Origin of the sequence: Paenibacillus plantarum, from assembly GCF_013141695.1 — a bacterium.
Taxonomy (GTDB): Bacteria; Bacillota; Bacilli; order Paenibacillales; family NBRC-103111; genus Paenibacillus_E; species Paenibacillus_E plantarum.
This window is the reverse complement of sequence record NZ_WHNY01000092.1, coordinates 1-25,192: the sequence shown is the minus strand read 5'-3', so window position 1 is coordinate 25,192 and position 25,192 is coordinate 1. Positions and strand designations below refer to the sequence as shown.

Below are 25,192 nucleotides of genomic sequence, written 5' to 3'. Positions count from 1 at the left end.
GCTCTACAGTGCTTGTATGGCCATGGATTGGAAGCAAGGTGGAAGTGCCAGCTACATTATAAAGATTTTCAACAGATACATAGGAGGTAAAAGAAGTATGTCTATTTTCAACAAGTACTTACAACAGAAATCTATCAAGGGAATCTTCCCGAAATTACTCATCATCGCATTGCTAGTCAGCATCATTCAACCGATGTTGCTCGCACCATCCTATGTTTCTGCAGATACGGAGCCATCTGTGCAGGGCGTATATTCCTTCGGGAGTAACGGCAATGGGAAATTAGGCAATGGGGGGGGTTCGAACGAATCATCCCCTCGACAGCTCGAAGGACTCGCCAACATTAGCGGAATTGCCGCGGGAAATGATCACTCCCTCGTCTTAACAACCGATGGCGACGTCTATTCATTTGGTAATAATTATCGTGGTCCACTAGGGCAAAGCTCGAATAATGTCCAAAGCACCCCCAAAATGATTGCTAATTTACCTAAAGCAAAAGCAGTCGCTGCTGGACAATATCACTCCCTCGTCTTGACAGTTACTGGCGACGTCTACTCATTTGGCGGTGATGGCGGCGATTACTTCAACTTTGGGCAATTAGGGCATGGTGATCGAAGCGCGAAGCTAACCCCGACGAAAATTGAGGGATTACCAGAAGTTTCAGCAATTGCTGCTGGGAGGGATCACTCCCTTGTCTTAACGGTGACTGGTGAGGTCTATTCCTTTGGTTATGGAGGCTTTGGGCAATTAGGGCATGGCAATTGGTCTAACCAGCTCAGTCCTAAGAAAATTGATGCGCTGAACAATGTGACCGTCAAAGCGATCGCTGCTGGAGGAGATCACTCCCTTGTTTTAACAAGAGATGGCGAGGTTTATTCCTTTGGTCAAGGGGCTGCCGGGCAACTAGGGCTTGGAGTTACCAGTACTCAGACTACTCCTGTTAAAATTAATTCTTTACCCCCTATACAGGCGATCGCTGCTGGAGCAACTCACTCACTCGTCTTAACGACAGATGGCAAGGTTTATTCTTTTGGTGGTACTTATTATAACTGGAGTCCTAACGAACCCAACAGTGGGCAATTAGGTCATGGTGATACAAATAATCTGTCTAGCCCTACTAAAATTGATGCACTAAACGATGAAACCGTAACAGCGATCACAGCTGGAGGATATCATTCCTTAGTCTTAACTACGAATGGCGAGGTATATTCCTTCGGTGCCGGGGGCACTGGGCAACTAGGACTCGGTAATTACGTTGACCAGCTAAGCCCAACAAAAATGCCATTTCCAAGAAGGGTAACCGCAATCGATGCTGGAGTAGACTACACGCTTATGCTTTCCACAATCGATAGCAGGATAAGCCCGAGTTATACTTCATTTGATAAATATGTACAGCATCAAGATCACACAGACCAAACGATAAACCTGCAATTGAATGGCAATCCATTCACAGGCATTACGAATGGAACATACACATTACAAGTAGGCGACGATTACACCGTAGATGGCTCTACCGTCACCATTAAAAAGGAATACTTGAACACCCTGGAAGTAGACACGTCTACGACTTTGACATTTTCGTTTAGTTCAAGTGCATCGCAAGACTTGTCGATCTATATAAGTGACAGTAGACCCAATAATGCTAACTTGACCGATCTTCAAGTGGACGGAACGACGGTAACAGGCTTTGCCTCAGGAAAAACCGGTCCGTATGAAGTGAGCATCCCCTATGCTCAGACTACATCAACAATAACGTACACGCTGTCTGATCCCGATGCTACTGTTGATGTGGCAGGGAACACGAATCTTAGTGTCGGAGAAAACACCGTTGAGGTGACCGTAACCGCACAAAAGGGGAATACAAAGGTTTACACGATCACTGTCACCCGTGCAGCTGCACCGATCGATACTGGCGGCGGTGGAGACTCAGGTAGTGGTGGTACAGCAGGTGGCAGTGGTACAGCAGGTAATAGTGGTGCGGCATCAACAACTCCGATTACTTCAACGGATGGGAAAATGACCTTGCCAGTTGGTCGGGATGGCGAGGTCAAGCTCGGGGAAGAAGCTGCTGTATCGATCCCGAGTGGAGCAATGGATCAACCAACCACAATTACGATTGAAAAGGTGAAGGACATTGCAGGGCTTGAACAACAAGGCATCGTCTTGGCGAGCCCCGTGTACGAGCTATCGAAGGATGTCCCAGGCAGCTTCAAGGAGCCCGTCACACTTACATTCCAATTCGATGCTAGCAAAGTAAGTGAAGCGCAGCACGCTTCTATTTACTACTTCGATGAAAATCAACAACGCTGGATTGAACTCGGCGGTAAAGTAAGTGGTAATACCATTACCGTAGAGGTCGATCATTTCGCGAAATTTACCGTACTGGTCGTAGACAACCAGAAGATAGAAGTAACGTTTTCCGATATCGCAGGACACTGGGCAGAAGCGCTAATTCATCAAGCTGTAAGCCGAGGAATCGTAACTGGTTATTCAGATGGAACATTCAAACCCAATGCAACGATTACACGCGCTGAATTTACGGTGATGTTAATGAATGCCCTCAAGCCATTAGGGGATGGCGCACCGCTCAGCTTTAGCGATAGCACGTTAATTGGCGCATGGGCACAACGAGCGGTAGCTCAGTCCGTAGCCGCAGGTATCGTGGCTGGTTATAACGATGGTACATTCCGTCCAACCGCTAACATCACACGTTCGGAGCTTGCGTCAATGATTGCTCGGGCGTATGGAGCAGGCTTGGCAACCGTAGATTCTACAGGTTTTGCAGATGATAGGGATATTCCGGCATGGGCAAAGCCAGCTATTCTAGCAGTTAGAGAAGCGGGAATTGTTGAAGGTATTGGAAATAACGTGTTCGCACCTAGTGCGACAGCAACGAGAGCAGAAGCAATCACAATGATCATAAATCTGCTGAAGGCGAAGTAAGGACTAACTGACCCATTAACGTAAAACAAATCAAAACACCTCCAAGAAAAGTAAATCATATCGTTAGATATGAAAAACAACTTGGAGGTGTTTAGCATGAGCAAGAGTGGGGGATGAAAGCATATGAAAGACGAAAAGAAGTTTTTATTGATTATGTATGTTTAGAATGTGAGTGCATAGACCCAGTTCCCGATTTTACAAGCAGCTTCTGGAGGATCTTGGCAAGAGATCGACATGACCTCAATCGTGCAGGAGTTGTCTGTGAACGGTGGGACTGCCGCATTCGCTGTAAAGCAGCGCACAGTTGGAGATCCTCAGTTGACATCGATATGGAGCAAGGAGCAGGGTCTTTGAGCTCCGATCTTGCGGATTACGTATGCGCTATTGCCACAAACGGACCGAACAGCACTACAAGCAGCTATTGGGGAGTTCTCCACCTTGCACCTTGTGGCTGTTATTGGAAGTCAGTCAGGTAATTATCCGCAAGCAACTACTGACGAATTCCACTAGCGATTGCAGCGGCTGAAGCCGTTGAGCAAAACGCTTACGCGAGCCAAGTGGAAGTTGATGTGGCTGTCTTCGAACTGCAAAACGCAAAGAATAGCTTCTTGGCGCAAGTTGTGCCTCCGCCGCCGCTTCCTCAATGCACGCAGATACAGCTTGCGGAGAAAAAGTGCTACTAAAATTGATTACTGTTCTGCAGGCTTGGAATTCGCCGTACTTGCAGAGTATCCAGAAATACTTCATCAAGTGGCTGAAGAATTATCCGTCCTGCGCAGCTGTTCAGTAAGGTTCGCTGGTCACGGCGCTAGGGAAAAGAAAAAAGCTCATGAAATCAGTTGGCTTGGAGACTTGACTTTAGATGTACGAGTTTTGCTTTTACAGAGTATGCGGTGGCGGTTCTAACTGTGTTTTAGTCAAAGGTGATTTAATTTATTCCCAATATGGCACACAGAAAATATATCATCTAAACTCAATTGGAACATGGAATAAAACTTTTGTCGCATCTCCTTACAATGGTATGGGTTTTCGTCCTATAACAGTGCAATTCGATATCACGACTTCTTGAGTGGATTCGTTGGATAGGTAATCCTATAGACGGACTTGGATATGATTCCAAATGTGAATCTTTTAGTAACTTGAAAGTGCCGGATACTGTTGGTACCCACACCGTACAGGTAACATCACGCAGATAAAAGAAATAATCAATTAATCTAAGCAATAAAGAAGAAGTGAAGCCCGGGCGAAAATGCTCGGGCTTTTCTTTCAAGTCCCATTAGTCATGAGATTAAAAAAAACAACCTACCAATATAAGGAGGCCACTGAAGAACTAGCCTTTTTAGTTTAAATTGGGGTTCATTTACCAAAAGAAGACATCTACCGAAGTTGTCGATGTCTTCTTTTTGCTGTATTGGCCTTTCAGAACTTCAATATTAATCGTTAGCTTCAAAATTCGTTTTAGATTCACTGCAAAAAATCGCCATTGCTCCCTGAAGTTCCATACCTAATAGACCCGCGGAAGTGGCTACATCATACCCGTGTCTATGCTTCAACTCACTGTTTTTCGCTTCAATTTTGTAGCGTTTCTTCGACTTCGCTTTAAAATTTTCACTCTCTTGAACAGCCCGCGTTGGCGGACTTGAGGCATTTAAGTACGATATTGAGATTCCGCTGAAATATGGGGTGGATCCATGTGTCGGCGATACGTTGGGCCCCGGTGGTGTGTTCTTTGGACTACGTACAATCCCCGTGCTGCTGGATTTGGCGAAAGATATCAGAGAGCTTGCAGCGAATGCGCCGGAATCAATCATCAGACATGGTTTATCAAACTGGCTCATCAAGGTCGAGATTTGACTGCTGGACTGTTGGAAGCCTATGAGAAACATCCAGTCATCTCCAAGCAAGAGCCTTGCCGAATAGATGTACTCCGAAGATTCGGATACTATTCCACCGAGTCGAACGGGCATCTAAGCGAATATTTGCCTTGGTATCGTAAAGGGGATCAGGAACGGTGGATTAACAATGAAGTATGGAGCGGGGGGCGCACAGCAGGCTACTTGGATGCGTGTACGAAACGCAAGGACGAATACAAGAACATGTATCCGAAGTGGCTGATTGGGGAAACAGAATTCATTCCGTTGGTCAGCGCTCCGAAGAGTATGGTTCTTATATTTTGGAAGCTTTGGAAACGGGAAGGACGTATCGAGGCAATTTCAACGTCGAACCTACCAGGTGGCATCACGGTGGAAGTTCCATGCTATGTGGACAAAACTGGCATTCACGCGGTTCATGTTGGTAATCTTCCGATACAATGCGCAGCCACTTGCCGTACGAGTATCAGCGTTCAGAAGATGGCTGTCGAAGCGGCTTTGAAAGGTGATAAGGAACTTGTTAAACTGGCGGTTTTACATGATCCCACAGCCGAAACTATAGCAAGGCGATAACAGATGCGGATTGGCAAAGGCAGGTCGTAAGAGCCACTCAAAAAAAATTCCATGATGAAATGCGATATGATCTAGATAATATCTTGATCGCGAATTTGATTCATGACTACGGCATACCTTTGTCGGGGTCGTGCATTTTTTATTGCGAATTGGATGCAAGCTGAACAATAAAGTATATAAATGCAATGAGAAAAGGCATGTTCTTCAAACTTCCCCTCGGCTAAAGTAAAAGGGCAAGATCACACTGATAAGGATGGGGAGTTGTGAATGACAAGATTAGGGTTACGTAAATTGGCAATGGTCATGATGTTTACATTGTTGTTACAGGCTGTCTGGGTAACACAGCAAGTTCAAGCGTCAGGCGTGACCTATTATGTGGATGCGAATGGAGGTAATGACGCAAATTTAGGAACAAGCGAAGGAAGTGCTTGGCGAACGATAACGAAGGTGAGGGCCGCTGTGCTTCAACCAGGTGATTCCGTCTTGTTTAAGCGTGGACAGAGCTGGTATGGCAAAACCTTGCAGCTTGCTAGTTCAGGGGCAGAAGGCAACCCTATTCGAATTGGCGCTTATGGGGAAGGTGCAAAGCCGATAATAAGCGGTGCAATTCTTGAAACGGGCTGGATCGGTCCGGATGCGAATGGTGAGTATGCTAAATCAGGGTATCCATCTGGGAATAATTCCCTTGCATCGATCATGGAGGATGGTATTCGACTTCCTGGCAATGGATATTTGCAAGCGCTACCAGGTCAGGTGAAGGGCTCGCTAACCCCGGGAAGCTGGGTGTGGGACGCTGCAACATCCAGTATTTACTATAAGCCATCTTCAGGAACACCGAGTGATCACACGGTAGAAATATCTACGTTCAGTGGTTCGTATGCGTTCGGTTCCAATGGCAAAAGCAACATTGAAGTATCCGATTTGGAGCTTCGCAGCGGATATAGTTATAGCGTGTTGATCTTCAATAACAGCTCGAATGTTGTTCTTAAGAATAACACGATTCGTGGGGCTGGACGCTACGGTGTAAGGATATTCAATGCAGATAACAATAGCCTATTATCGAATGAAATCACAGATGCTGGCTACTCCGGCGTTGTCATTGAGAATGGCGCAGATAATAATGTGATAGATGGTAATCATATCGCCCATATTGGCCAACTGCCATCGGATGATGGGAATTTGGTAGGTATTTATGTCGGGGCAGATTCCGGACAAGCGCGCTCGACACACAATACATTATCACATAATGACATCGAGCATATCGGTAAGGATTGGTATAAAGGAAAGTTGGGTTCGACTTCCACAGGGCTAATGTACAGTACAGGTATTCATGTGGAATCCACGAGCGAAACACAGATCTTGAATAACCGGATTCATGATGTTTGGCGCGGAGGAATTGCTGTATTTACTGCTAATGCCGACGCTCTGAACACAAATATTATAGGTAATGTAATCTTTGATGCAGGGAAGATGACGGAAGTGAATCAGTATAATTCCGGTATCTATCTGAACAATAGCAAAGGGAAGATCAGTGGAACACAGATTCTCCATAACACCATTACAAACGCGAATTTCCATAGCAGTACCAACCGCGAAGCAGGTATTTATGTGAAAGCGCATGGTACTGGAACGATCCCAGGTGCTAGTGCGGCCTTCGATAACATGTCTGTGATCAACAATCTGATCGCAGGGAGCATAGGGGATTATGCACTTACCTACGAGTTCGAGCCAGGGGTAAGCGTATCGAATTTCACCTCCGATTATAACTTGCTACGTCCTGATTCGGGCGGTGGTGTATATTCCCGTGAAGGCTCCTCCGTTACGATCTACAATGCTTCGCATATCGTTGGTGCAGGTTCCACGTATTTCTCGTCAGCAAGGAACAAAGATACCCATTCTGTAACGGGTGATCCTCTGTTCGTGAACGCTGCGGGAGCGGATTATCATCTGGGTGTTGGATCAGCAGCCGTAGATACAGGAACGATCACTAGTGTTGCAACGGATATGGATGGTTATACAGTGCCATTCGGCTATGGAACAGATATCGGAGCCTACGAAAGTCAGACTCTTCAAGCTGTAGATACGATTGCACCTATCATTTCGGGAGTAACAGATGGGGAGACATATCATTCCGTTGTAACAGTTACCTACAATGAAGAAACGGGTGTAGTATCACGCGATGGCGGAGTAACAATGCCATTCACTACTGGCACCTCGTTTGGTGATGAAGGCAATTATGCCGTTACCGTGACGGATGCAGCCTATAATGTGACTACTGTTCATTTCAACATGACATATCTCTTAATTCCGGTCGCAAATGTCGAGATTGGTCAGAGCTATAGTGTGGCTGTTACACCTACATTTGCTGTGGGAAGTGCAACCTTAACACGCAATGGTGGAGAACCAACTGCCTATACAACAGGGACTCCGGTCTCACTTGATGGCGTGTATGTCCTTAGTGTGACGGCTCCTTACACACTGCCGACCACGATCATGTTCACGATTGATAGCACGCCACCTGTGATTACGGGTGTTGCGAATGGAGCCACATATGTCGGTAGTGTAACACCATTATTTAATGAAGGTGTTGGCGTATTGACACAATTCATAACGGAAACCATTCAACAAACAAGAACGATCTATACACGCGAAAGCACATCGTATTCACCGACAGCACAGATTGGTGAAGTGATTGAGCTGATTGAAAGTGCGGGTACGGAGCAAACGACAGTTATTGTGAAAACAAAACCAACGATTGTCGATCTTTATGCCATTTCTGGGACGACAATAACGCAGCCAGGAAGCTATCAATTAACCGTGACCAACGCTGCATATCTAGTCAGCCAAGTGAACTTTGAGGTTGTACCGGTGCCAGAAGTTATTGTTGTCCATTATGATGAGCTGCAAGCCCTCATTACTAGTGCGATGACGATTAAGAATACGGCACGAGAAGGAATTGCGAATGGCAACTTCTTCCCTGGCTCCTTGAACAAATGGAAAACTACCTTCAATACGAGCATCATACAGGCACAATCTGTTGCTGCGAATCTAGTGGCTATACAGACTATGGTTGATCATGCAACAGAGGAACTTCAAGCAGCGATTCAATTGTTCGAAAGCTACCGCATTACGTCAACTACGGGCGATCTTAATCACGACACCAAGCCTGGTTATGATGCGGGAGATATTCAGATAGCTCTCAAATACATGTGGAAATCGAAGACGAGCGCGAACTGGGCACAAGCTCGAATCGCAGATGTCAACCAAGATGACGTGGTCAACTTGATCGATCTGGCTTTCATTACACAGCGCGTATTATCTAGGAGGTAAACCGTATGAGTGCATATAAAAAGTCAAGAAGATACGCATGGATGAAGCTCATTTTGGCAGTAACACTGACACTTTCGGTATGCGGGCTGCCTCAAGCGGTATTCGCAACCAATGAACTCAATGTGCACCAATATTTCTCCAATCAATCTGGGAATGGTTTCTTTCGATATTTCATGCCTGGCGTTATTCGTCAAGATCAAGGAACGATGGAGTTCACTGTGAATATGAGTAAGCCGCATGACCAGACGGGTGGTACATGGGACTTCTTATTTACTTCTGCCCCAACGAAGCTTATTGGTACGTCGAGCAATACGTTGATGGCTCTCTACATGCCGCAGGCGGCCTCTTCGGTTGCTGGTGTTCCAGCAGTGCCGAAAGGTCTTATATTCAGCATGAGAACGGATCAAGCAACGAATAGCTCCGTGAATTATGTAGATTTCAATTACACCGTGGGTGAGAAGATGAATATTGCGGTCTCATGGGGCTCGGAATTGCGCATCTATATCAATGGGGTATTGAAAGCAAATGCACCGTTTACTGCACCATACTCGGATGCTGTGATGCCGTATATGTTTACAATTGAGGATCAGAATCCGTACTACCCAGAACAAGTGAAAATTTCAACGCGTGAACGCACAGCAAGTGAATTAGTGAGTTCACCTGCAGCCTCGTTCACAGCGGACTCTGATACGAGTCTCCTCGTGAATAATCAGCTAAAAACAATAAAGCGTGTGTTGACGAATTGGCAGAAGAACACGAACTATTCCAGCATATTGCCTGCGTTAAGAGAAGACACACAAACCTATGTGCAAGGGCAGGACGTGAAGCTTCCCTTCGTAACTGTCAATTATGGCGACATACCGCGATATTATGAAGTAGAGGTCACGGCTAAGAATGAGTCAGATGACATTGTTATAACCAAACAGTTTCCAATAACGGTTGCAGCGGATCGTAAATATCATATTGAGGAGCTGCCACTGTCAGAATTGAATCTGCATGGATTCTACAAATTGACGACGACATGGCACGAGGTTGGAGGATCGACCTTCACCAAAGATTCTTCAATTGTAGTCGTTCCACCAGATAATGCCGCCATTCCAGATGGAAAGTTGGAGAACTACTTAGGCTTCCATCACTTGCAAGAAATAGATCCATCTATTATTAATAAGTTGGATATTAAATCCGCCAGATCTTGGGGCGAGGGCGAACCATTCACTTGGTTTAATATAGAGACAGTACCAGGCGTATTCGATTGGTCGGATTCGGATCAATATGTAGCGAACATGAAGGCAGCTGGTTTGGACATATTACCCGTGCTAGGGTATCCACCTACTTGGGCGGCAGATCCGAATCTCCCTGCGATTGAAATTTTGAACAAAGATTCAGGGAAAGGAAGTTTACGTCCCGATCGATGGAAGCCGAGAAGTATGGAAGAGTGGGGCAATTACGTTTATCAAATCGTAAATAGGTATAAGAATGATATCAAACACTGGGAAATATGGAATGAAGTGAATTTCCAACCGCCGAATAATCCTGCAGCCTTCTCTGGAACAACAGCGGATTACTTGGAAATGCTGAATGTTGCTTACCAGAAAGCGAAAGAAGCTGATCCGGATAGCCTTGTATTAACGAGTGGATTCTCGGATAACACGTCTTCGAATCTTTCAACGCCATTGCAAGCGGCGTCAATTCCAGCGGGGTCCACGTATGATATTTTAAATGTACATGGGTATCAAGGCATAGGGAGTGCGCATACACAGTCTGTCTTAAACCAGTATCAAGCGACCAGACCTGAAGGAAAGTATTGGATGACGGAATACGGTCCTTTGTTTGAAAGCTTCCAATTCGATCGACTCTATAAATTAATTGAATATCCAATTCAGTTTCTGGAGAAAGGATTTGAGCGATTCTATTTGTTCAGTGAGTATTCGCTCTTCATTAACCGACACACCTTATCACCAACGATCGATTATTCGGTTGTTGGAGTCCTGCAGAATAATCTTCGTAAAGCAGAGAGTTTCGAGGGTGTGTACACGTTCCCGAACGACACCAAGTTTACAGTCAAGCATCAATTCAAACGGACGGATGACCAGACATTAAGTATCCTTGGCTCCAAAACAGGGGAATACGAGGTTACGGTAACGGGGACACCGTCAGAAGTGACAGATATGTTCGGTAAGCCAGTTGCTGTTACGACTGTTAACGGTATCTCACAATTTAAGGTGAAGGGTGTTGTGTATGTCATCAGTGCGGCTCCGCTAGTGATCACGAACGCACAGACGACATCCACGATTGCTGACTTGATCTATAATGGCGGATTTGAGAGCCCACTTGGCGACGTCGGTGCGGATCCGGACGGTGTCGGTCAAGATTTTTGGACGTACCATGAAACCGACTTCGATGCGAATGGCAATATTGCTGTGAGCACGTCCAAGCGTAGCGGCAGTTATGCGATGGAATTCACATCCAGCGGAAATAAGGTGAATATGGATCAGGTAACAGAAATTACACAGCCTGGTCGCTATCAAATTAAAGCTTTCGTTAAGTTAGTTTCAGGTAATGCGGCGGTTGTAAAGCCATATGTATTCGTCAATAACCCGAATGCGGATGTACCGGTGCAAGAATTGACGAAGGCGAACCCTACTACGTCCTACACGTCGATTACCTTACCTTTCGAGGTAATACAAACACCTGTTCAGCCCATCAAGGTGGGGACAGGTATACTATCAGGAGCTGGTGTCGTCGATATCGATGATTTTGAGGTCACGTACCTAGGACCGAATTAAGGAATAATCAAAAGTTAGAAGCGATAAGTCCTTCGGTATTCCGAAGGGCTTATTTGCATGATTTTGGTGAACACACGGCTGAAGTAGAAGCCGTTCTGATAGCCGCAAAGCTCGGCGATTTCTTCCATTTTTTTATCCGTATCAATTAACAAATCTCGTGCGATCTGAAGTCGAATACGCGTTAAGTACTCGCTGGGAAGCATGCCAAGAGAAGCGTTGAAACGACGTGTGAAGCGAGACTGGCTTAAGCCAACGGAGGCAGCTAATTGCTGAATGGAAATGGGGGTATGTGCTTGATTGCGGATATGTTTAGCAGCTTCATGGATAAGCTGATCTTTGGACAATGAACGTTGGACTGAAGTTACTTCTTGTCGATAAAGATAGAGCATATCTTGCAACATATGGTTGGCGAAGTCATTGCTATTGCCTTGAACCACTTCACCAACAGCACGCAAATGTCCGCATGTTGTGGATAAGCGATTCAAGTCACGAATGGAGACCTTGCCATAAGGGAAATCTGTTTCATCCAGCGAGACGATTTCTTCACCTTGTCCATCGAACCATTTGAATACGAAGAAATGTGCGGAAACGGGTGTAAGTGATTTACGTCGAAACGCCATATTGGGCGGAATTAAGATGATGTCACCAGGTCCAGCCTCCCCATCAGACTGGTTGCCAACACCGAATTGATAAGAACCTTCTTCTGCATACATAAGACTCCAATTGGGGTAACTGCCAATAGGGACGACAAGGTGCCGATGGGGACCAATGATATAGTGGCGTAGCAAGTGTGTTGCAATTAGTAGTTTCCCATTCAAGTGCTCCTACCTCCTTGTATGCAAAAAAGTATATGAAATCATGGAAGATGTGCATGTGCAAGTGGAACGGTTTTCGGTAACATAAATATCACAAAATCTTATTGAGAAATCAAGCCCCTGTTGAAAATAAAGTGAGTGTGGAGGGGAGTATCCAAGATGAAAATATATGTCTGTGTGGATATGGAAGGAATTAGTGGTATTGTACATCCCACGCAACTGATGAAGGGCGAAGCGATGTACGAAGAAGGCAGACGACTGCTGACGAATGAAGTGAATGCGGTTGTGGAGTCCTTGCTTCAAGAAGGGGTCAGAGAAATTATCGTTCGTGATATTCATGCAAGTGGTGTTAATTTCATACCAGAGAGATTACACCCGGGCGCATCTTATGTCATGGGGGGGACACTGTTCCAAGAACGCTTTCCCGGCCTAGATCACACATTTGATGGCGCACTATTGATCGGCTATCATACGATGGCGGGGGTAGAACGAGCCGTTCGCGACCATAGTTATTCGAGCCGTCATTTCACTTCGCTCAAGCTGAATGGTCGTCCGATTGGAGAGATCGGCTTAGATAGCTTGCTGCTTGGTACGTACGGTGTGCCTGTCCTTCTGGTAACAGGGGATGAAGCGACCTGTAAGGAGGCAGCTAACGAGTTGGAAGAAGTGACAACCTATGCAACGAAAGTAGGGTTAGGACGCCATAGTGCTATCCTAAAGTCACCTGTGAAGGTGCATGAGGAACTCAGAGTGACCATTGCCGAAGCGCTTAAGCATAGAGACAGTTACAGACCATTCATCCAGTCGGGTCCCTATGAGCTTCAAGTCCAATATATGAGTACAGATTTGGCTGACGCTAAATATTGTGACGGTAAACAAGCAATCAGGCTAGATGGATTAACCATTCGTGTGATGGACGATGATCTAACAAGCCTGCTATGTCGAGCATTGTAATACGGATCTGCATAAGAATTCGGATTGATAACTATTAGAATGAAAGAGGGATATCACGTCATGAGTAGTCAACAAACGAATGTGATTTTAGCACAACCTAGTTTAGTAGCTTTTTGGGATTTTCAAGAAGGAGCGGGAGAAAAGCGAATTGCGAAAGGACCTAACGCATATGTGTTGCAAGAGGGTGCGCGTCTTGTCCATCGAGAAGAAGATGGGATATTCGGTCCCTATGCGGCGCGTCTGAACTTTGGAGATTGGTTCATGACCCCGCGTGAGATGTGTCCCGAGCTCAATTTCCATGGATCTCGTTCAAATTTAACTATTCTGGCGTGGATTAAACGGGAAAAGAATGATTATCAGCATTGCCAAGCTATCGCTGGCATGTGGGATGAGACCGATTCGAAGCGGCAGTATGCTCTATTTCTTAACCTACGGATCTGGGATAGCTATGAGCAAGTAGGTGGTCATGTCTCCGCAGGCGGTGGCCCAACAGAAGGTTATACGTATTGTATGACGTCGTCACTTGGGGCAACAGAAGTGAATCGTGAAGAGTGGCATGTTGTCGGTTTTACCTATAATGGTAAGGAAGCTATCTCGTATTTGGATGGTAAATTGGATCAACGCGAGACCTATAACCCTTTCTATTACGGGGAGGAGCTCTATGATGGTGGGCAGAACGGGTCTGATTTCACAGTTGGGGCTGTACATCGTTCGGAAGAAATCGGGAATTTCTATACGGGTCTATTAGGCGGATTAGCTGTATTTAATCGGGCGCTTACACAGGAAGAGATTGCGATCCTTAGTCATCGCTAATCATCGTTGATTCATAGATCACAACGCAGTAGAGAGGTCAACAGGCGAGAACCTGTTGATCTTTCTGTTCAATTTAGACGATTCTGGTAAGCTTGGAAGGGATAGTCTTTCATACTATTCTAGGCTATGATGAAGGGGATAGGTGTCAATTATAGAGAGGCGGGTTGGATAGCAACATGCGGTTTCCAAACAAATTTCAACAGTCCATTCAACTGAAAATAACAACCATATTTCTTTGTATTCTCATACCGCTTGTGTGTGTTAGTTTATTCAGCAATCAGATGTCACAGCGTATCCTGAAGCAGCAAATTAGTGACAGAGTACAAGCCTCCATTCACTCTTCCGTTGGGTATTTGGACCTCGTGGTTAGTAATTTGGGGCAAATGTCTTACTTAGTTAGTACGGATAAGGGCATCATTGAAGTGATCAGTCATTTCACGCAGGAGATATCGACAGAAAATTTATATGAGCTACACGGTGTGCAGCAACAGCTGACGACCTTATTAAATGTGAATAGATCCGTGCAAGAAATTTCCATGCTGAGTGGAAGAACGGGCAACATGCTGTCTTCCGAAGCAGGTATTGTTCATTTTGACAATGTGTATGAACAAGCTTGGTACAAGGATGCAATCAGAGAAAATGGCGGCATGATTGTCTATGTACCTTCGAATCAAGTAGTTCGTGAGCAGAAATATTGGAAGAAGGATCGCATTTATTTTATTCGTGTCATGGACCCCTATAATTTGAACAACTCCGATAAAGATCTCGTAATTACGGCGATTAATCAGGCTTCTCTGTTTGCCATCGTCAAGCCGCTGATTACCTCTACAAGTACCGAAATGGGCTTGTACTACAAAGGGAGTATGGTCTTATTCCAGTATGCGGAAGAACCAGCTAATGAAACTGAATTATTGACGATGACTTCAGGTACGATGGCAGGTGGGTGGGAACTTACGATTAAGCTGCAAGAAGCCGAAATCCTAGCTGCTAATTATCAAATTCGTAATTTCACCTATGTCATCATGGCTATGAGCATCGTACTTGCTTTGGGAATGTCATTCTTTGTATACAATGCGATCGCCAAACCTTTGTTTCGTCTCACGGCCCAAATGCGTCAGTTTTCTATCGGGAACCTCAAGGCGTATGTACAGCATCGACGAAAGGATGAGCTAGGGTATGTCATGGATTCTTTTAACACAATGGTAAGTAAGCAGAAACAACTGATCGAAGATGGCTACGAGAAGGAGTTACGACTTGCTAAATCTCAATTCCGCTTGCTGCAGTCGCAGATTAATCCACACTTTCTATACAATACCTTGGATTGTATGTATTCCATATCGGAAGAGCATGAGGTTCATGAAGTGAGTGAGATGGTCATGAATTTGGCCAAGTTCTTTCGAGTTAGCCTTGGGAAAGGCAGAGATCAATTCACGATGGAGGAAACGATTGAGCATCTGATGTACTACATTCGTGTGCAGCAGATGAGATTAGTCGATCGCTTCACTGTAACCGTTGAGATGGAGCCGGAGGCGAAATCCATACAATTGTTGAGGCTCTTATTGCAGCCACTCATCGAGAATGCCATCGTACATGGCTTGGAGAATATTGCACACCAAGGCAGTCTTGCCATTCGTATTTCCATTGTGGAGCCACATATGCTTCAGATCGTCATTGCAGATACGGGCATCGGTCTACAAGAAACGATCCTGCAGGAATTGACGAAACAGTTAGATCGCATTGAAGGTGATCATGTTCATCTGTTGATTAACGAAGATGATTCCGTTACTTCACAATTTTTTGCACTGAAGAATGTGAAATCTCGCATGAAGTTATTCTATGGAGCTGAGTCTCAGCTTATGATAGCTAGCACCTGGGGAGAAGGGGCAACGGTCACCATGCTTCTGCCCATCCAACAAGAATTTTAGGGAGAGTGAGACTGTACGATGAAGCTGTTAATTGTAGAAGATGAGGTGCGTCTGAGGGACCGTATTGCAGAAGGAATTGCTTGGGAGCAGTATGGCATTGAATTAATTGGTGCGGTGAGCAATGGGGAAGAAGCACTTCAATTGGTGGATAGAATAGGCACGGATATTGTCTTAACCGATATTCGAATGCCTATCATGAATGGCTTGGAGCTAGCCCGTAGATTGAAGGAGCAGCACCCTGCTACGAAAATTATTGTACTAACCGGACATGATGAATTTGACTATGCGAGAGAGAGCATTGAACACGGTGTTAGTAAGTATGTATTGAAGCCAGCTTCGAATGAAAGTGTTCTTGAAGCGATCTTGGCTGCTGCCGAGCTAAGAAAGAGAGAACTAGTTGAGAAGCACAACCATACGCTCCTACAAGAACGATGGCAGACACATTTACCGAGATTAAAGGAAGCCTTTTACCGCAATTGGATACTAGGCCGTTACAGTAGCTGGGAGCTGGAGAAGAAGAGTGAAGAGCTCATGCTTGAGCTGCCAGAGCAACTATATATTCCTGTTCTGCTGGATATGGACCCGCTACAGGATGAGGATACACGCTACCTACGCTCGGATCGCTCACTGCTGCTCTTCTCCCTCAACACGATTGCGAAGGAACGCTTGGAAGGAACCTCCTCTTTGGTGTTCCAAGATGATAATGGCATGACCATTGTATTATTCAACGGCAGCTTGGAAGAGGATCATATGGCTTTCTATCAACGAGTGAACCATATGGTTACCGATGTGATCGCGATGATGAAGGATTGCTTGAAAATTACGGCAAGTGCTGGGATTGGTCCGATCGTAACTGCCAAGGAGCAAGTACCTGACGCGTATGTGAAGTCCAAGCAAGCACTGCAAACTAGACTCATCTATGGTCATAATATCGCGATCACCTTTCGTGAGGCTCCTAAACCTATGAATCAATGGAATTCTCTAGCTGAAATGGAAAAACAACTAGAAACCTTCTTCGAACTGGGTGATGAGGCGCAAGCAAAACAAGTGGCATGGCACATGATCCAGTCTGTCTTCTCGTCGGAGAGTATTCTTGAGGTACGTGAATTCCTGATTCATATCAGTGGCATGTTGTCTCGGTTCATACACGCTCGGCAGTGGGTGCTGACAGAGGTGACAGGTGAGGACTATACGTATTTCGAAAGTCTGAAGCAGCTACGAACCCGCGAACAGATTCAAGAGTGGGTTCTACGGACGATCGGTCGTATTTGTCAGTTTGTGAATGAAAGCCGCAAGAGCAGTACGAAGCAATCGATCCTGGATATTGTGAAATTTATCGATACGCATCTGCAGGAAGATATTAGTTTGTACAAAATATCCGAAATGTTATATATGAATGCTTCCTATCTAAGTCGCTTATTTAAAGAAGAGATGAAAATGTCGTTCACGGACTATTTGCTAGAGCGAAGAATGGAGCGAGCCAAGGCGCTGCTCGTGCAAGGTCTCAAGGTCTATGAAGCAGCGGAGCAGGTAGGCTTTAATTATGTCAATTACTTTTCTAAAGCGTTCCAGAAATATTGGGGCGTGAAGCCAGGAGAATTGAATAAGTGACGTCAGATAACCTCATAATGTCATGAAAGTTGCCTATGAAGTCATGCTAGTAGCGTAGGAAACCTCATCTCTTACAGGTATGATAAGACTATCAAAGAAAGCAACTTATCAGACGTAAGAGGAGGCACACCATGCGTACAGCAGCCACAACGCAGCTCGCCGCCAAGAAGGCTAAACCGAATTCACGCGTATGGAAATCGTTGGTCAAGCATTGGGATTTATATCTCATGTCCGTACCGGGATTAGTATTTCTGATCATATTCCGATACACGCCTATGTATGGCATCGTGATTGCATTCAAGGACTATAACATCATCCGAGGTGTCATGGATAGCCCATGGATCGGATTCGAACATTTCAGGACGTTGTTCGCTTACAATGAATTCCCACTAGTCATTCGCAATACGTTAATCATCAGCTTCATGAAGCTTGGAATTGGTTTCCCGGCACCTATTTTACTCGCGATCTTGATTAATGAAATGAGAAACATGCTTTTCAAACGGATGGTGCAAACGGTTACTTATATTCCTCATTTCATCTCTTGGGTCGTTGTAGGTGGGATTTTCATCGACATTCTCTCCCCAGGATCGGGTATTGTCAATTCCTTCATCAAAGCGTTAGGCGGAGAACCTATCTACTTCATGGCTGATACGGGTAAATTTCGTTGGATTCTCGTCTTCTCCGAGTCATGGAAAGAAGCAGGCTGGGCAGCGATCATTTACTTAGCCGCTATACTTGGCATCAATAGTGAATTATATCAAGCTTCCATTGTTGATGGTGCGAATCGCTTCAAACAGGTTTGGCACATCATGCTACCAGGTATTCGATCCACAATCATCGTTATTCTCTTACTGCGCATTGGCCATATTCTGGATGCCGGATTAGAGCAAGTGCTCATCATGTACAATCCAGCTGTCCTAGGTGTTGCAGATATTATTGATACGTATGTCTTCCGAGTCGCGTTTGGCAAGATGGAGTTCGGTCTCACAGCTGCTGCTGGATTATTCAAGTCAGTGATCGGATGTCTTCTACTCATAACAGCTAACTGGTTAGCTCGGAGAATGGGAGAAGAAGGAGTCTACTAAACGTTTAGAAGATAGGAGGCATACACGATGATTCAAACAAACGGTGAAAAAATATTTGGTGTATTAAATTATGTGCTACTAACCTTACTTAGTCTAACGATGTTGTTACCCTTCATTCATTTACTAGCCAAAGCACTTAGTTCTGAAGCCTACGTATTAGCGAAGGACATAACCTTCTGGCCAATAGGCTTGCAATTTAATTCATTTAACTATGTCTTACAGAATAAACAATTCCTCACCACCTTCGGCAACTCTGTGTTTATTACGGTCGTAGGAACGTTCCTTAGCTTACTGATTACGATGCTTTCGGCGTATCCACTGTCGAAACAGTCGTTTCCAGCGAAGAGGGTCATCCTCTTCCTCTATGTTCTGACGATGTTCTTCTCTGGAGGAATCATTCCTACGTATTTAGTTGTCAAAGCAATTGGACTCACGAATACGCTGTGGGCGATGATTATTCCGGGCCTATTAGCTCCCTTTAACTTGATCTTGATGCGAAGCTTCTTCATGAGCATACCGGATGCGTTGGATGAATCAGCGCGAATGGATGGGGCATCGAATACACGTATCCTATTTACCATTTATCTGCCGCTATCGATGTCTTCCATTGCAACCATCACGATGTTCTACGCTGTAGGGTATTGGAACAATTTCTTTAGTGCCATGCTGTACATCACGGATCGCAATCTGATGCCTTTGCAGATCTACCTGAAATCCATTATTCAGAATGAGTCGAGTGTCAGTGTTGGTGATATCGAAGCGCTCCTTAATACATCACCAGAATCCATTCGTGCAGCAACGATTATCTGTGCCGTCGTACCGATTCTTCTGATCTATCCTTTCTTACAGAAGTATTTCGTCAAAGGTGCCTTGGTAGGCGCTGTGAAGGGTTAATTCTTACGTGTCCTTATTATTCAAAGTCATGGTGCGCATTGATCGTGGGTTCAAGGGGATTCCCGTACTATAGAACCAAAGGTAAATAGACTAGAGGAGGTCGTTTAAATGTTTAAGAAGAGAAGCAAAGCCATTGTATCTGTTGTAGCCTTATCTGTACTTGCCGTTGGTTGCTCATCAGGTGATAAAGGAACGAGTGAAACGACATCACCAACTGCTTCAACAGCAGCAGCTTCAGCTGCACCAAAGAATAAAAATGTGAAAATTGTTGCGGGTTATAATGTCGCTGCAGAAACCTACAAAACGGGTATGGATCTTAATAACAACCCAATCATTGCTTTACATCGTGAGAAGTCTGGCTACAATGCGACGATCGAATTACTGCCAAAGGATGACCCGAAACAGAAAATTTCCTTGATTCTTGCATCTGGCGATGTTCCTGATTTGTTGCCAATTGGCAGCAAAGAAGATTTCTTTAAACTTGCGGGACAAGGTGCGTTCTTGCCTCTTGATGATTTACTTGCGAAAGTACCTAATTATGCGAAACTGCTTTCGAAAGAAGAATTGGATGTAGGGCGTGTAAATGGTAAACTCTATGCCTTCCCATATCCGAACACGACACCGATTTCTAGGGGCTTATTAATACGTACGGATCTATTGAAGGAATTGAATTTGAAAGTACCAACAACGATGGATGAATACTATCAAGCATTCAAAACGATTAAAGAGAAAAAAGGCATTACGCCATTTACCTTTGCAGGGGCAGGCCCAGAAGATTTCGATACAACTGCTGGTTCCATAGCTGGATCTTTTGGTGTTAGTACACGAACAGTTGTGAAGAATGGCAAGCTAGAATTCTCATATACACAACCAGAATACAAAGAATACTTAACGTTCATGAAGAAGTTATATGATGAAGGTCTAATCGACAAAGAATTCGCAGTGACGAAGCCCGCGAACCTGAAAGAAAAGATCATTGCTGGAACAGCAGCAGCAGCAGACATCACGTGGTGGGATGCCAAAACAATTGCAGATTCCTTGAAAACCAAAGCACCAACTGCCGTAACAGAATATACAACATTACCTGTGGGCGCGAAAGGCAAATCAGGCATTATTCAAGAAGTAGTAACTGCACGATATATGACCATTCCTAAAGGTGCGAAAAATCCAGAAGGTATAGCAGAATACTTGAACTACATGTCTTCTCCAGAAGCAATGAAAGTACAAGATTATGGTATTGAAGGTACGGATTATAAAGTTGAGAATGGCAAGCCTACACAGACGATCGAACAAAGCACCGCTGTTGGCTGGAGAATTCTATACCAATTGATGGATACCAAAGATAACTCTCAGAATCGACTTGTAGCCAAGGGATTTATTCCATACTACAATCCGGTATTGAAGAATGTGCAAGTGAAAGAAGAAACGTATTATGCGCCTTCTATCGATGACTATGACAAAAAGCTAACTGAACTTATTACTTTTAAAAACCAAAATGTAGTTAAATTTATCATGGGTGCTAGAAGCTTGAATGAATTCGATGCTTTCGTATCAGAGTTCAATTCACGCGGTGGTAAAGCAGCGATTGATGCTATGAATGCTTGGTACACAACGAAAAAATAAGGAATAGGCTTCTCTTTTAACGTCCAACTCGCTAAGAGCTGTTGGACGAAGGAGAAGAAAACTAGTGGACTGACCTTACTAAGGAATTCACTCACTGAACATTAAGTGAGTGAAACTCTTTCTAAGAGCAGTCCTTCTCTTTATCGAGATAGAAATGGGAGGTACGACATCATCATGATGCAGGTAGAGTCACAGCAAGATATAGGAAATACCAAGAGAAGAATTAAGGCTATCGTGGTAGGTGCGGGCAGCCGTGCAAGTCAATATGCGGGATATGCACTTACTCACCCAGAGCAATTACACATTGTTGGCATCGTAGATCCGAATGAGATTAGACGGAATCGCCTAGGTGATGTACATCAAGTGCCTTTGACGCATCGATTTAGTTACATTACGGAACTATTATCGGCGAACATTCAAGCAGACGCGGTTATTAATGGGACGATGGATGCCTTGCATGTGGAAACATGCTTGCCGTTACTCGCACATGGCTATGATATTCTCTTAGAGAAACCAATTGGGATTTCACGAGAAGAAGTTATTGAGCTCCTTATAGCGGCCAAGCAGTATGAGCGTAAGATTATGATCTGTCATGTATTGCGTTATGCGCCGTTCTATCAGGAGATTCGGAAGCGGATAGCTAGCGGTGATATTGGAGATATTCTCAATATTCAAACGGCCGAGCATGTCAGTTATCATCATATGTCTACGGCGTTCGTTCGTGGCAAATGGAGTAACAAAGAAGCTTCTGGCTCAACTATGCTCATGGCGAAATGCTGCCATGATATGGATTTAATCACGTGGTTTAAGAGTGGAATTAGACCAACAAGAGTCACAAGCACGGGAGGGATTATGCATTTTAGAGAAGAACAAGCGCCAGCAGGCTCTGGTACTCGTTGTTTGGTTGATTGTGCGATCGAAACCGATTGTGTGTATTCCGCCAAGAAGATATATGTGGAAGAAAAGAAATGGCAACATTATGCGTGGGCAGGGATTGAGCAACTAGGCCCATCACCAACGGAGCAACAGATGTTAGCATCATTGCAATCGGATAATCCGTATGGACGTTGTGTATGGCATTGTGACAATACAGTTGTCGATCACCAATCAGTCGCAATCAAATTCGAAGATGGCTCCACGGCAACCCATAATCTGGTTGGCAATACCGCTAAACCATGCCGTACTGTTCATATCATTGGTCGCAAAGGGGAAATTCGTGGCGTAATGGAGGATGGTTATTTCGTTGTTCGTAAGCCAGGATTCCACGATGGACAGGATTATTATGAAGAGAGAATACAACTAGATATATCTGATGAGATGCATGGCGGAGGGGATTTACTTCTAGTGGGGGATTTCGTCCGAGTCTTGCAAGGTGAAGGGGGATCTATTTCCACGACATCTATTGAAGATTCTATTTATGGACACTTAGTAGGCTTCGGGGCGGATCGCGGCATGGATGAAGGCATTTGGGTTGGGCTTGATAAGCTGGAAGAAGCTTGAAATATGTATAGTAATTTCGAAAGAAATGACAACCAAGGAGGATATAAGATGAAATTCGCAGCATTTAGCGGTGTATTCGCTGCCTACAGTATGCAAGAAGCAATGCGCTTAACCAAGCAACTAGGATTTGACGGAATTGAAATCGCAGCAAGAGGTCATCATATCGCACCCGATGCAAGTCCAGAGCGTGTAAGCGAAATTGGTGCGTTAGCACAAAGTCTAGAGCTAGAAATTCCTGTACTCGCTGGGTACATGGGAGGATTCTCCACGGGAAGCGATAAAGAATGTGAAGCATCTCTTGAGGACTGCAAGCGTCTATTGCTAATTGCGAAGGAATTGGGCGCCTCGATGATCCGTGTTCATCCAGGTGGACCGAATGCGTTCATGGCCCAAGCATATCATTATGTGAAAGCTGCCTATTGGTTGAAGCAGTGTGGGGAAGAGGCGGCGAAGCTTGGCATCCGTATCGTTCTGGAGATTCATAATGAGTCGCTCGTCGAAACGGTAGCTAGCGCACAGAAACTGCTAAGCTTAATTCAGCATGACAATGTCGGATTGATCCATGATGCAGGGAATATGTACATTACGGATACGGATTATGGCAGAGAATCGATTGAAGAATTAGGCGGAGATCTGTTTCATGTGCATGTGAAGGATGAGTTGCGCATTGCGGAAATAGGAGCCCCTGGAACATTCACGAATAGGACGCACCGTGGTGAAGAAGCCTTCTTGCAATGTCGATTGGGGGAAGGTGCTGCGAATCATCAGCCCTTATTCGATGCTTTGCGCGATATCAAGTATAACGGTTGGATCACGTTAGAATGTCATGCTCCCTACCCGCCTTCTGAACGATTAGCTCATGATCTTGAAGTTGTGAAGTCGATGTTATCAAGGACATAAGACGCATTAATTCGAAATAAATAGTATCCTTAAAGGTGGGAAAAGGAGATGTCTTCCTGATTCTTCCTGATATGGAGCACAGTCTGCAAGTTACGGATAACAAAGAATTCGAAGTCATCACGACTGATTTCCTTCCAAAGCCGGTCTCCGAATAATAGAAGCCTTTATCCGAAATTTGGATCTCGCTTATCACACCGATTACAGTGAATGAAGGCATACCTAGGCTTCCTCATACCTGGCTGCATATTGGGAAGAGCAAGCAATCGCTATTCGAGCAATTGCTGCAGGATATGCAGGACGATGGAATTATCTGGAGGCTAGCAGCAGCGTGTGGCGATAGCGCGTACATTGGCGGGAGATTCGGCGATTATTATGCGGATGAGCCAACAGGCGCTTTGGATTCGAAGACGGGCGTTGAGATTATGGAGATATTTAAGAGATTGAATAAACAGGGTAAGACGATTATTTTAATTACGCATGATCATACGGTTGCGCAGCAGGCGAAGTGGGTTGTAAGATTTCGGAATGTGTGGTTGTTGGAGAGTGTATAGAATGAAAAACCTTCAAAAAAAGTATATGTAGGAAAATAGATAGACTGCAATTACTATTCTTCCTTAGTGAATGCAGTCTATTTTAATTTAATTCGAACGAACAATGTTTATAATTTCTAATGTATGGAAATAATTATATTATATCTGGTACTCGTGTTGGGAGTGGGAAGTATGTTTAATAATTTAAGATCAGAAATTGAGAATTTTTATACTTCCACAGCAGATTTTATGTTTGTTGATGGATATTCTGGAACTGGTAAGTCACTTTTTGCAATGCATATTTGTGAAGATATCAATAGAGTAACTATTATTAATTCAGCAGTACTAACTAATGTTCCTAGTAGCGGTAGTGAAAAAGAGTTTATCATTTCATTATTGCGAAAGATGGATCTTAATCCGCTACGAAAAACTACCTTAGAATTGGAAGCTCAGCTATTATTAACAATATCTCAATACTTGATTCTAGTAATCGATGACTCACAAAATCTATTAATATCAAATAGATTGATTCTGAAGCATTTTTCATTATTGTCTCGGGTTGTGGATCAAACCAATATAAAAGTTCTATACATGGGAACTTTACCGTTTCAATCGCATATAGAATCTATGAATATAGCAAACATTAATAGAAGAAGCATACATTATAGTCTGATTGCTTAAATATAAATAAAAATTAATATAGATTCCAAAAAAGGAACACGAACCCATAGGGCTATCGTGTTCCTTTATTATTTTCTGAAAAGTGTATGCATACGGAACCCAAAAGGATTAAAGTTAGGATATACATTTCTTGCATAAAAAGTGTATAAAGCATCTGGAGGTTATTCTCAATAATTCTGAAAAAATGCGCTTTAAATGAACTTCATCAGTATTATTGTCTCATTAATTATGAATTTCTCCCTTGATAAATCAACGTTTTTGACCTCAATATTCTCAATAAATATGACACCACACAATTTTTCTGTGTGGTGTCATATTTATTGAGAAAATTTTCAGAGTTGTTGAGAATGAATTTTCAAA

General features: G+C 44.2%; 18 protein-coding genes and 2 pseudogenes. 18 read left to right on the top strand and 2 right to left on the bottom strand.

The features are described 5' to 3' along the window. Nucleotides 1-97 precede the first annotated feature (97 nt). Both GC096_RS36260 and GC096_RS36255 read left to right on the top strand, forming a co-directional pair. Nucleotides 98-2,941 (top strand): RCC1 domain-containing protein, encoded by a 2,844-nt coding sequence (locus GC096_RS36260; RefSeq protein WP_171637804.1) that lies wholly within the window; start codon nucleotides 98-100, stop codon nucleotides 2,939-2,941. A 363-nt stretch (nucleotides 2,942-3,304) separates the two neighbouring features. After that, nucleotides 3,305-3,451 carry a hypothetical protein gene (locus GC096_RS36255; RefSeq protein ID WP_171637802.1) on the top strand — a complete coding sequence of 49 codons (147 nt, stop codon included), beginning with the start codon at nucleotides 3,305-3,307 and terminating at the stop codon, nucleotides 3,449-3,451. Between the two features lie 850 nt (nucleotides 3,452-4,301). On the opposite strand, the pseudogene GC096_RS36250 reads toward GC096_RS36255, so the two are convergent. Next, a pseudogene (locus GC096_RS36250) lies at nucleotides 4,302-4,566 on the bottom strand (transposase); the annotation flags it as partial. Between the two features lie 58 nt (nucleotides 4,567-4,624). Here GC096_RS36250 and GC096_RS39630 point away from each other — a divergent pair. The 4 genes from GC096_RS39630 to GC096_RS36230 all read left to right on the top strand — a co-directional run bounded on the left by GC096_RS39630 (nucleotide 4,625) and on the right by GC096_RS36230 (nucleotide 11,501). Then, nucleotides 4,625-4,795, top strand: a complete 171-nt coding sequence (locus tag GC096_RS39630; RefSeq protein WP_376769553.1) for a family 4 glycosyl hydrolase — start codon at nucleotides 4,625-4,627, stop codon at nucleotides 4,793-4,795. Beyond that, nucleotides 4,792-5,385, top strand: coding sequence for a family 4 glycosyl hydrolase (locus GC096_RS36240; RefSeq protein WP_171637768.1), 594 nt, complete (start codon nucleotides 4,792-4,794; stop codon nucleotides 5,383-5,385). Before GC096_RS39630 ends, GC096_RS36240 begins: the two co-directional genes overlap by 4 nt. A gap of 267 nt (nucleotides 5,386-5,652) precedes the next feature. After that, nucleotides 5,653-8,715 (top strand): right-handed parallel beta-helix repeat-containing protein, encoded by a 3,063-nt coding sequence (locus GC096_RS36235; protein ID WP_171637800.1) that lies wholly within the window; start codon nucleotides 5,653-5,655, stop codon nucleotides 8,713-8,715. A 5-nt stretch (nucleotides 8,716-8,720) separates the two neighbouring features. Then, entirely contained in the window at nucleotides 8,721-11,501 is a 2,781-nt protein-coding gene (locus tag GC096_RS36230; RefSeq protein WP_171637798.1) for a hypothetical protein, read from the top strand. A gap of 14 nt (nucleotides 11,502-11,515) precedes the next feature. Here GC096_RS36230 and GC096_RS36225 read toward each other — a convergent pair whose 3' ends face one another. Continuing rightward, nucleotides 11,516-12,319 (bottom strand): helix-turn-helix domain-containing protein, encoded by an 804-nt coding sequence (locus tag GC096_RS36225; protein WP_171637796.1) that lies wholly within the window; start codon nucleotides 12,317-12,319, stop codon nucleotides 11,516-11,518. Between the two features lie 156 nt (nucleotides 12,320-12,475). Between GC096_RS36225 and GC096_RS36220 the strand changes: the two genes are divergently transcribed. The 12 genes and pseudogenes from GC096_RS36220 to GC096_RS36165 all read left to right on the top strand — a co-directional run bounded on the left by GC096_RS36220 (nucleotide 12,476) and on the right by GC096_RS36165 (nucleotide 24,832). Next, entirely contained in the window at nucleotides 12,476-13,270 is a 795-nt protein-coding gene (locus tag GC096_RS36220; RefSeq protein WP_171637794.1) for a M55 family metallopeptidase, read from the top strand. A gap of 60 nt (nucleotides 13,271-13,330) precedes the next feature. Continuing rightward, nucleotides 13,331-14,083, top strand: coding sequence for a LamG-like jellyroll fold domain-containing protein (locus tag GC096_RS36215; protein WP_171637792.1), 753 nt, complete (start codon nucleotides 13,331-13,333; stop codon nucleotides 14,081-14,083). A gap of 176 nt (nucleotides 14,084-14,259) precedes the next feature. After that, nucleotides 14,260-16,008, top strand: coding sequence for a sensor histidine kinase (locus tag GC096_RS36210; protein ID WP_171637791.1), 1,749 nt, complete (start codon nucleotides 14,260-14,262; stop codon nucleotides 16,006-16,008). An 18-nt stretch (nucleotides 16,009-16,026) separates the two neighbouring features. Then, a complete protein-coding gene (locus GC096_RS36205; RefSeq protein WP_171637789.1) occupies nucleotides 16,027-17,619 on the top strand; it encodes a response regulator in 1,593 nt (530 codons plus the stop codon). A gap of 131 nt (nucleotides 17,620-17,750) precedes the next feature. Continuing rightward, entirely contained in the window at nucleotides 17,751-18,704 is a 954-nt protein-coding gene (locus tag GC096_RS36200) for an ABC transporter permease (protein ID WP_171637787.1), read from the top strand. Between the two features lie 27 nt (nucleotides 18,705-18,731). Beyond that, nucleotides 18,732-19,598 carry a carbohydrate ABC transporter permease gene (locus tag GC096_RS36195; RefSeq protein WP_171637785.1) on the top strand — a complete coding sequence of 289 codons (867 nt, stop codon included), beginning with the start codon at nucleotides 18,732-18,734 and terminating at the stop codon, nucleotides 19,596-19,598. A 108-nt stretch (nucleotides 19,599-19,706) separates the two neighbouring features. After that, complete coding sequence (locus tag GC096_RS36190; protein WP_171637783.1) at nucleotides 19,707-21,221, top strand: extracellular solute-binding protein; 1,515 nt, start codon at nucleotides 19,707-19,709, stop codon at nucleotides 21,219-21,221. Between the two features lie 174 nt (nucleotides 21,222-21,395). After that, entirely contained in the window at nucleotides 21,396-22,721 is a 1,326-nt protein-coding gene (locus GC096_RS36185) for a Gfo/Idh/MocA family protein (protein WP_246303245.1), read from the top strand. Nucleotides 22,722-22,769: 48 nt separating this feature from the next. Further along, on the top strand, nucleotides 22,770-23,621 hold the full coding sequence (locus tag GC096_RS36180) for a sugar phosphate isomerase/epimerase family protein (RefSeq protein WP_171637774.1): 852 nt from the start codon (nucleotides 22,770-22,772) through the stop codon (nucleotides 23,619-23,621). Nucleotides 23,622-23,656: 35 nt separating this feature from the next. Continuing rightward, entirely contained in the window at nucleotides 23,657-23,776 is a 120-nt protein-coding gene (locus GC096_RS39625; protein WP_171637772.1) for a hypothetical protein, read from the top strand. 139 nt (nucleotides 23,777-23,915) lie between these two features. After that, nucleotides 23,916-24,172, top strand: a pseudogene (locus GC096_RS36170) (ATP-binding cassette domain-containing protein); the annotation flags it as partial. Nucleotides 24,173-24,343: 171 nt separating this feature from the next. After that, nucleotides 24,344-24,832 carry an AAA family ATPase gene (locus GC096_RS36165; RefSeq protein ID WP_171637770.1) on the top strand — a complete coding sequence of 163 codons (489 nt, stop codon included), beginning with the start codon at nucleotides 24,344-24,346 and terminating at the stop codon, nucleotides 24,830-24,832. Nucleotides 24,833-25,192: the final 360 nt, after the last annotated feature.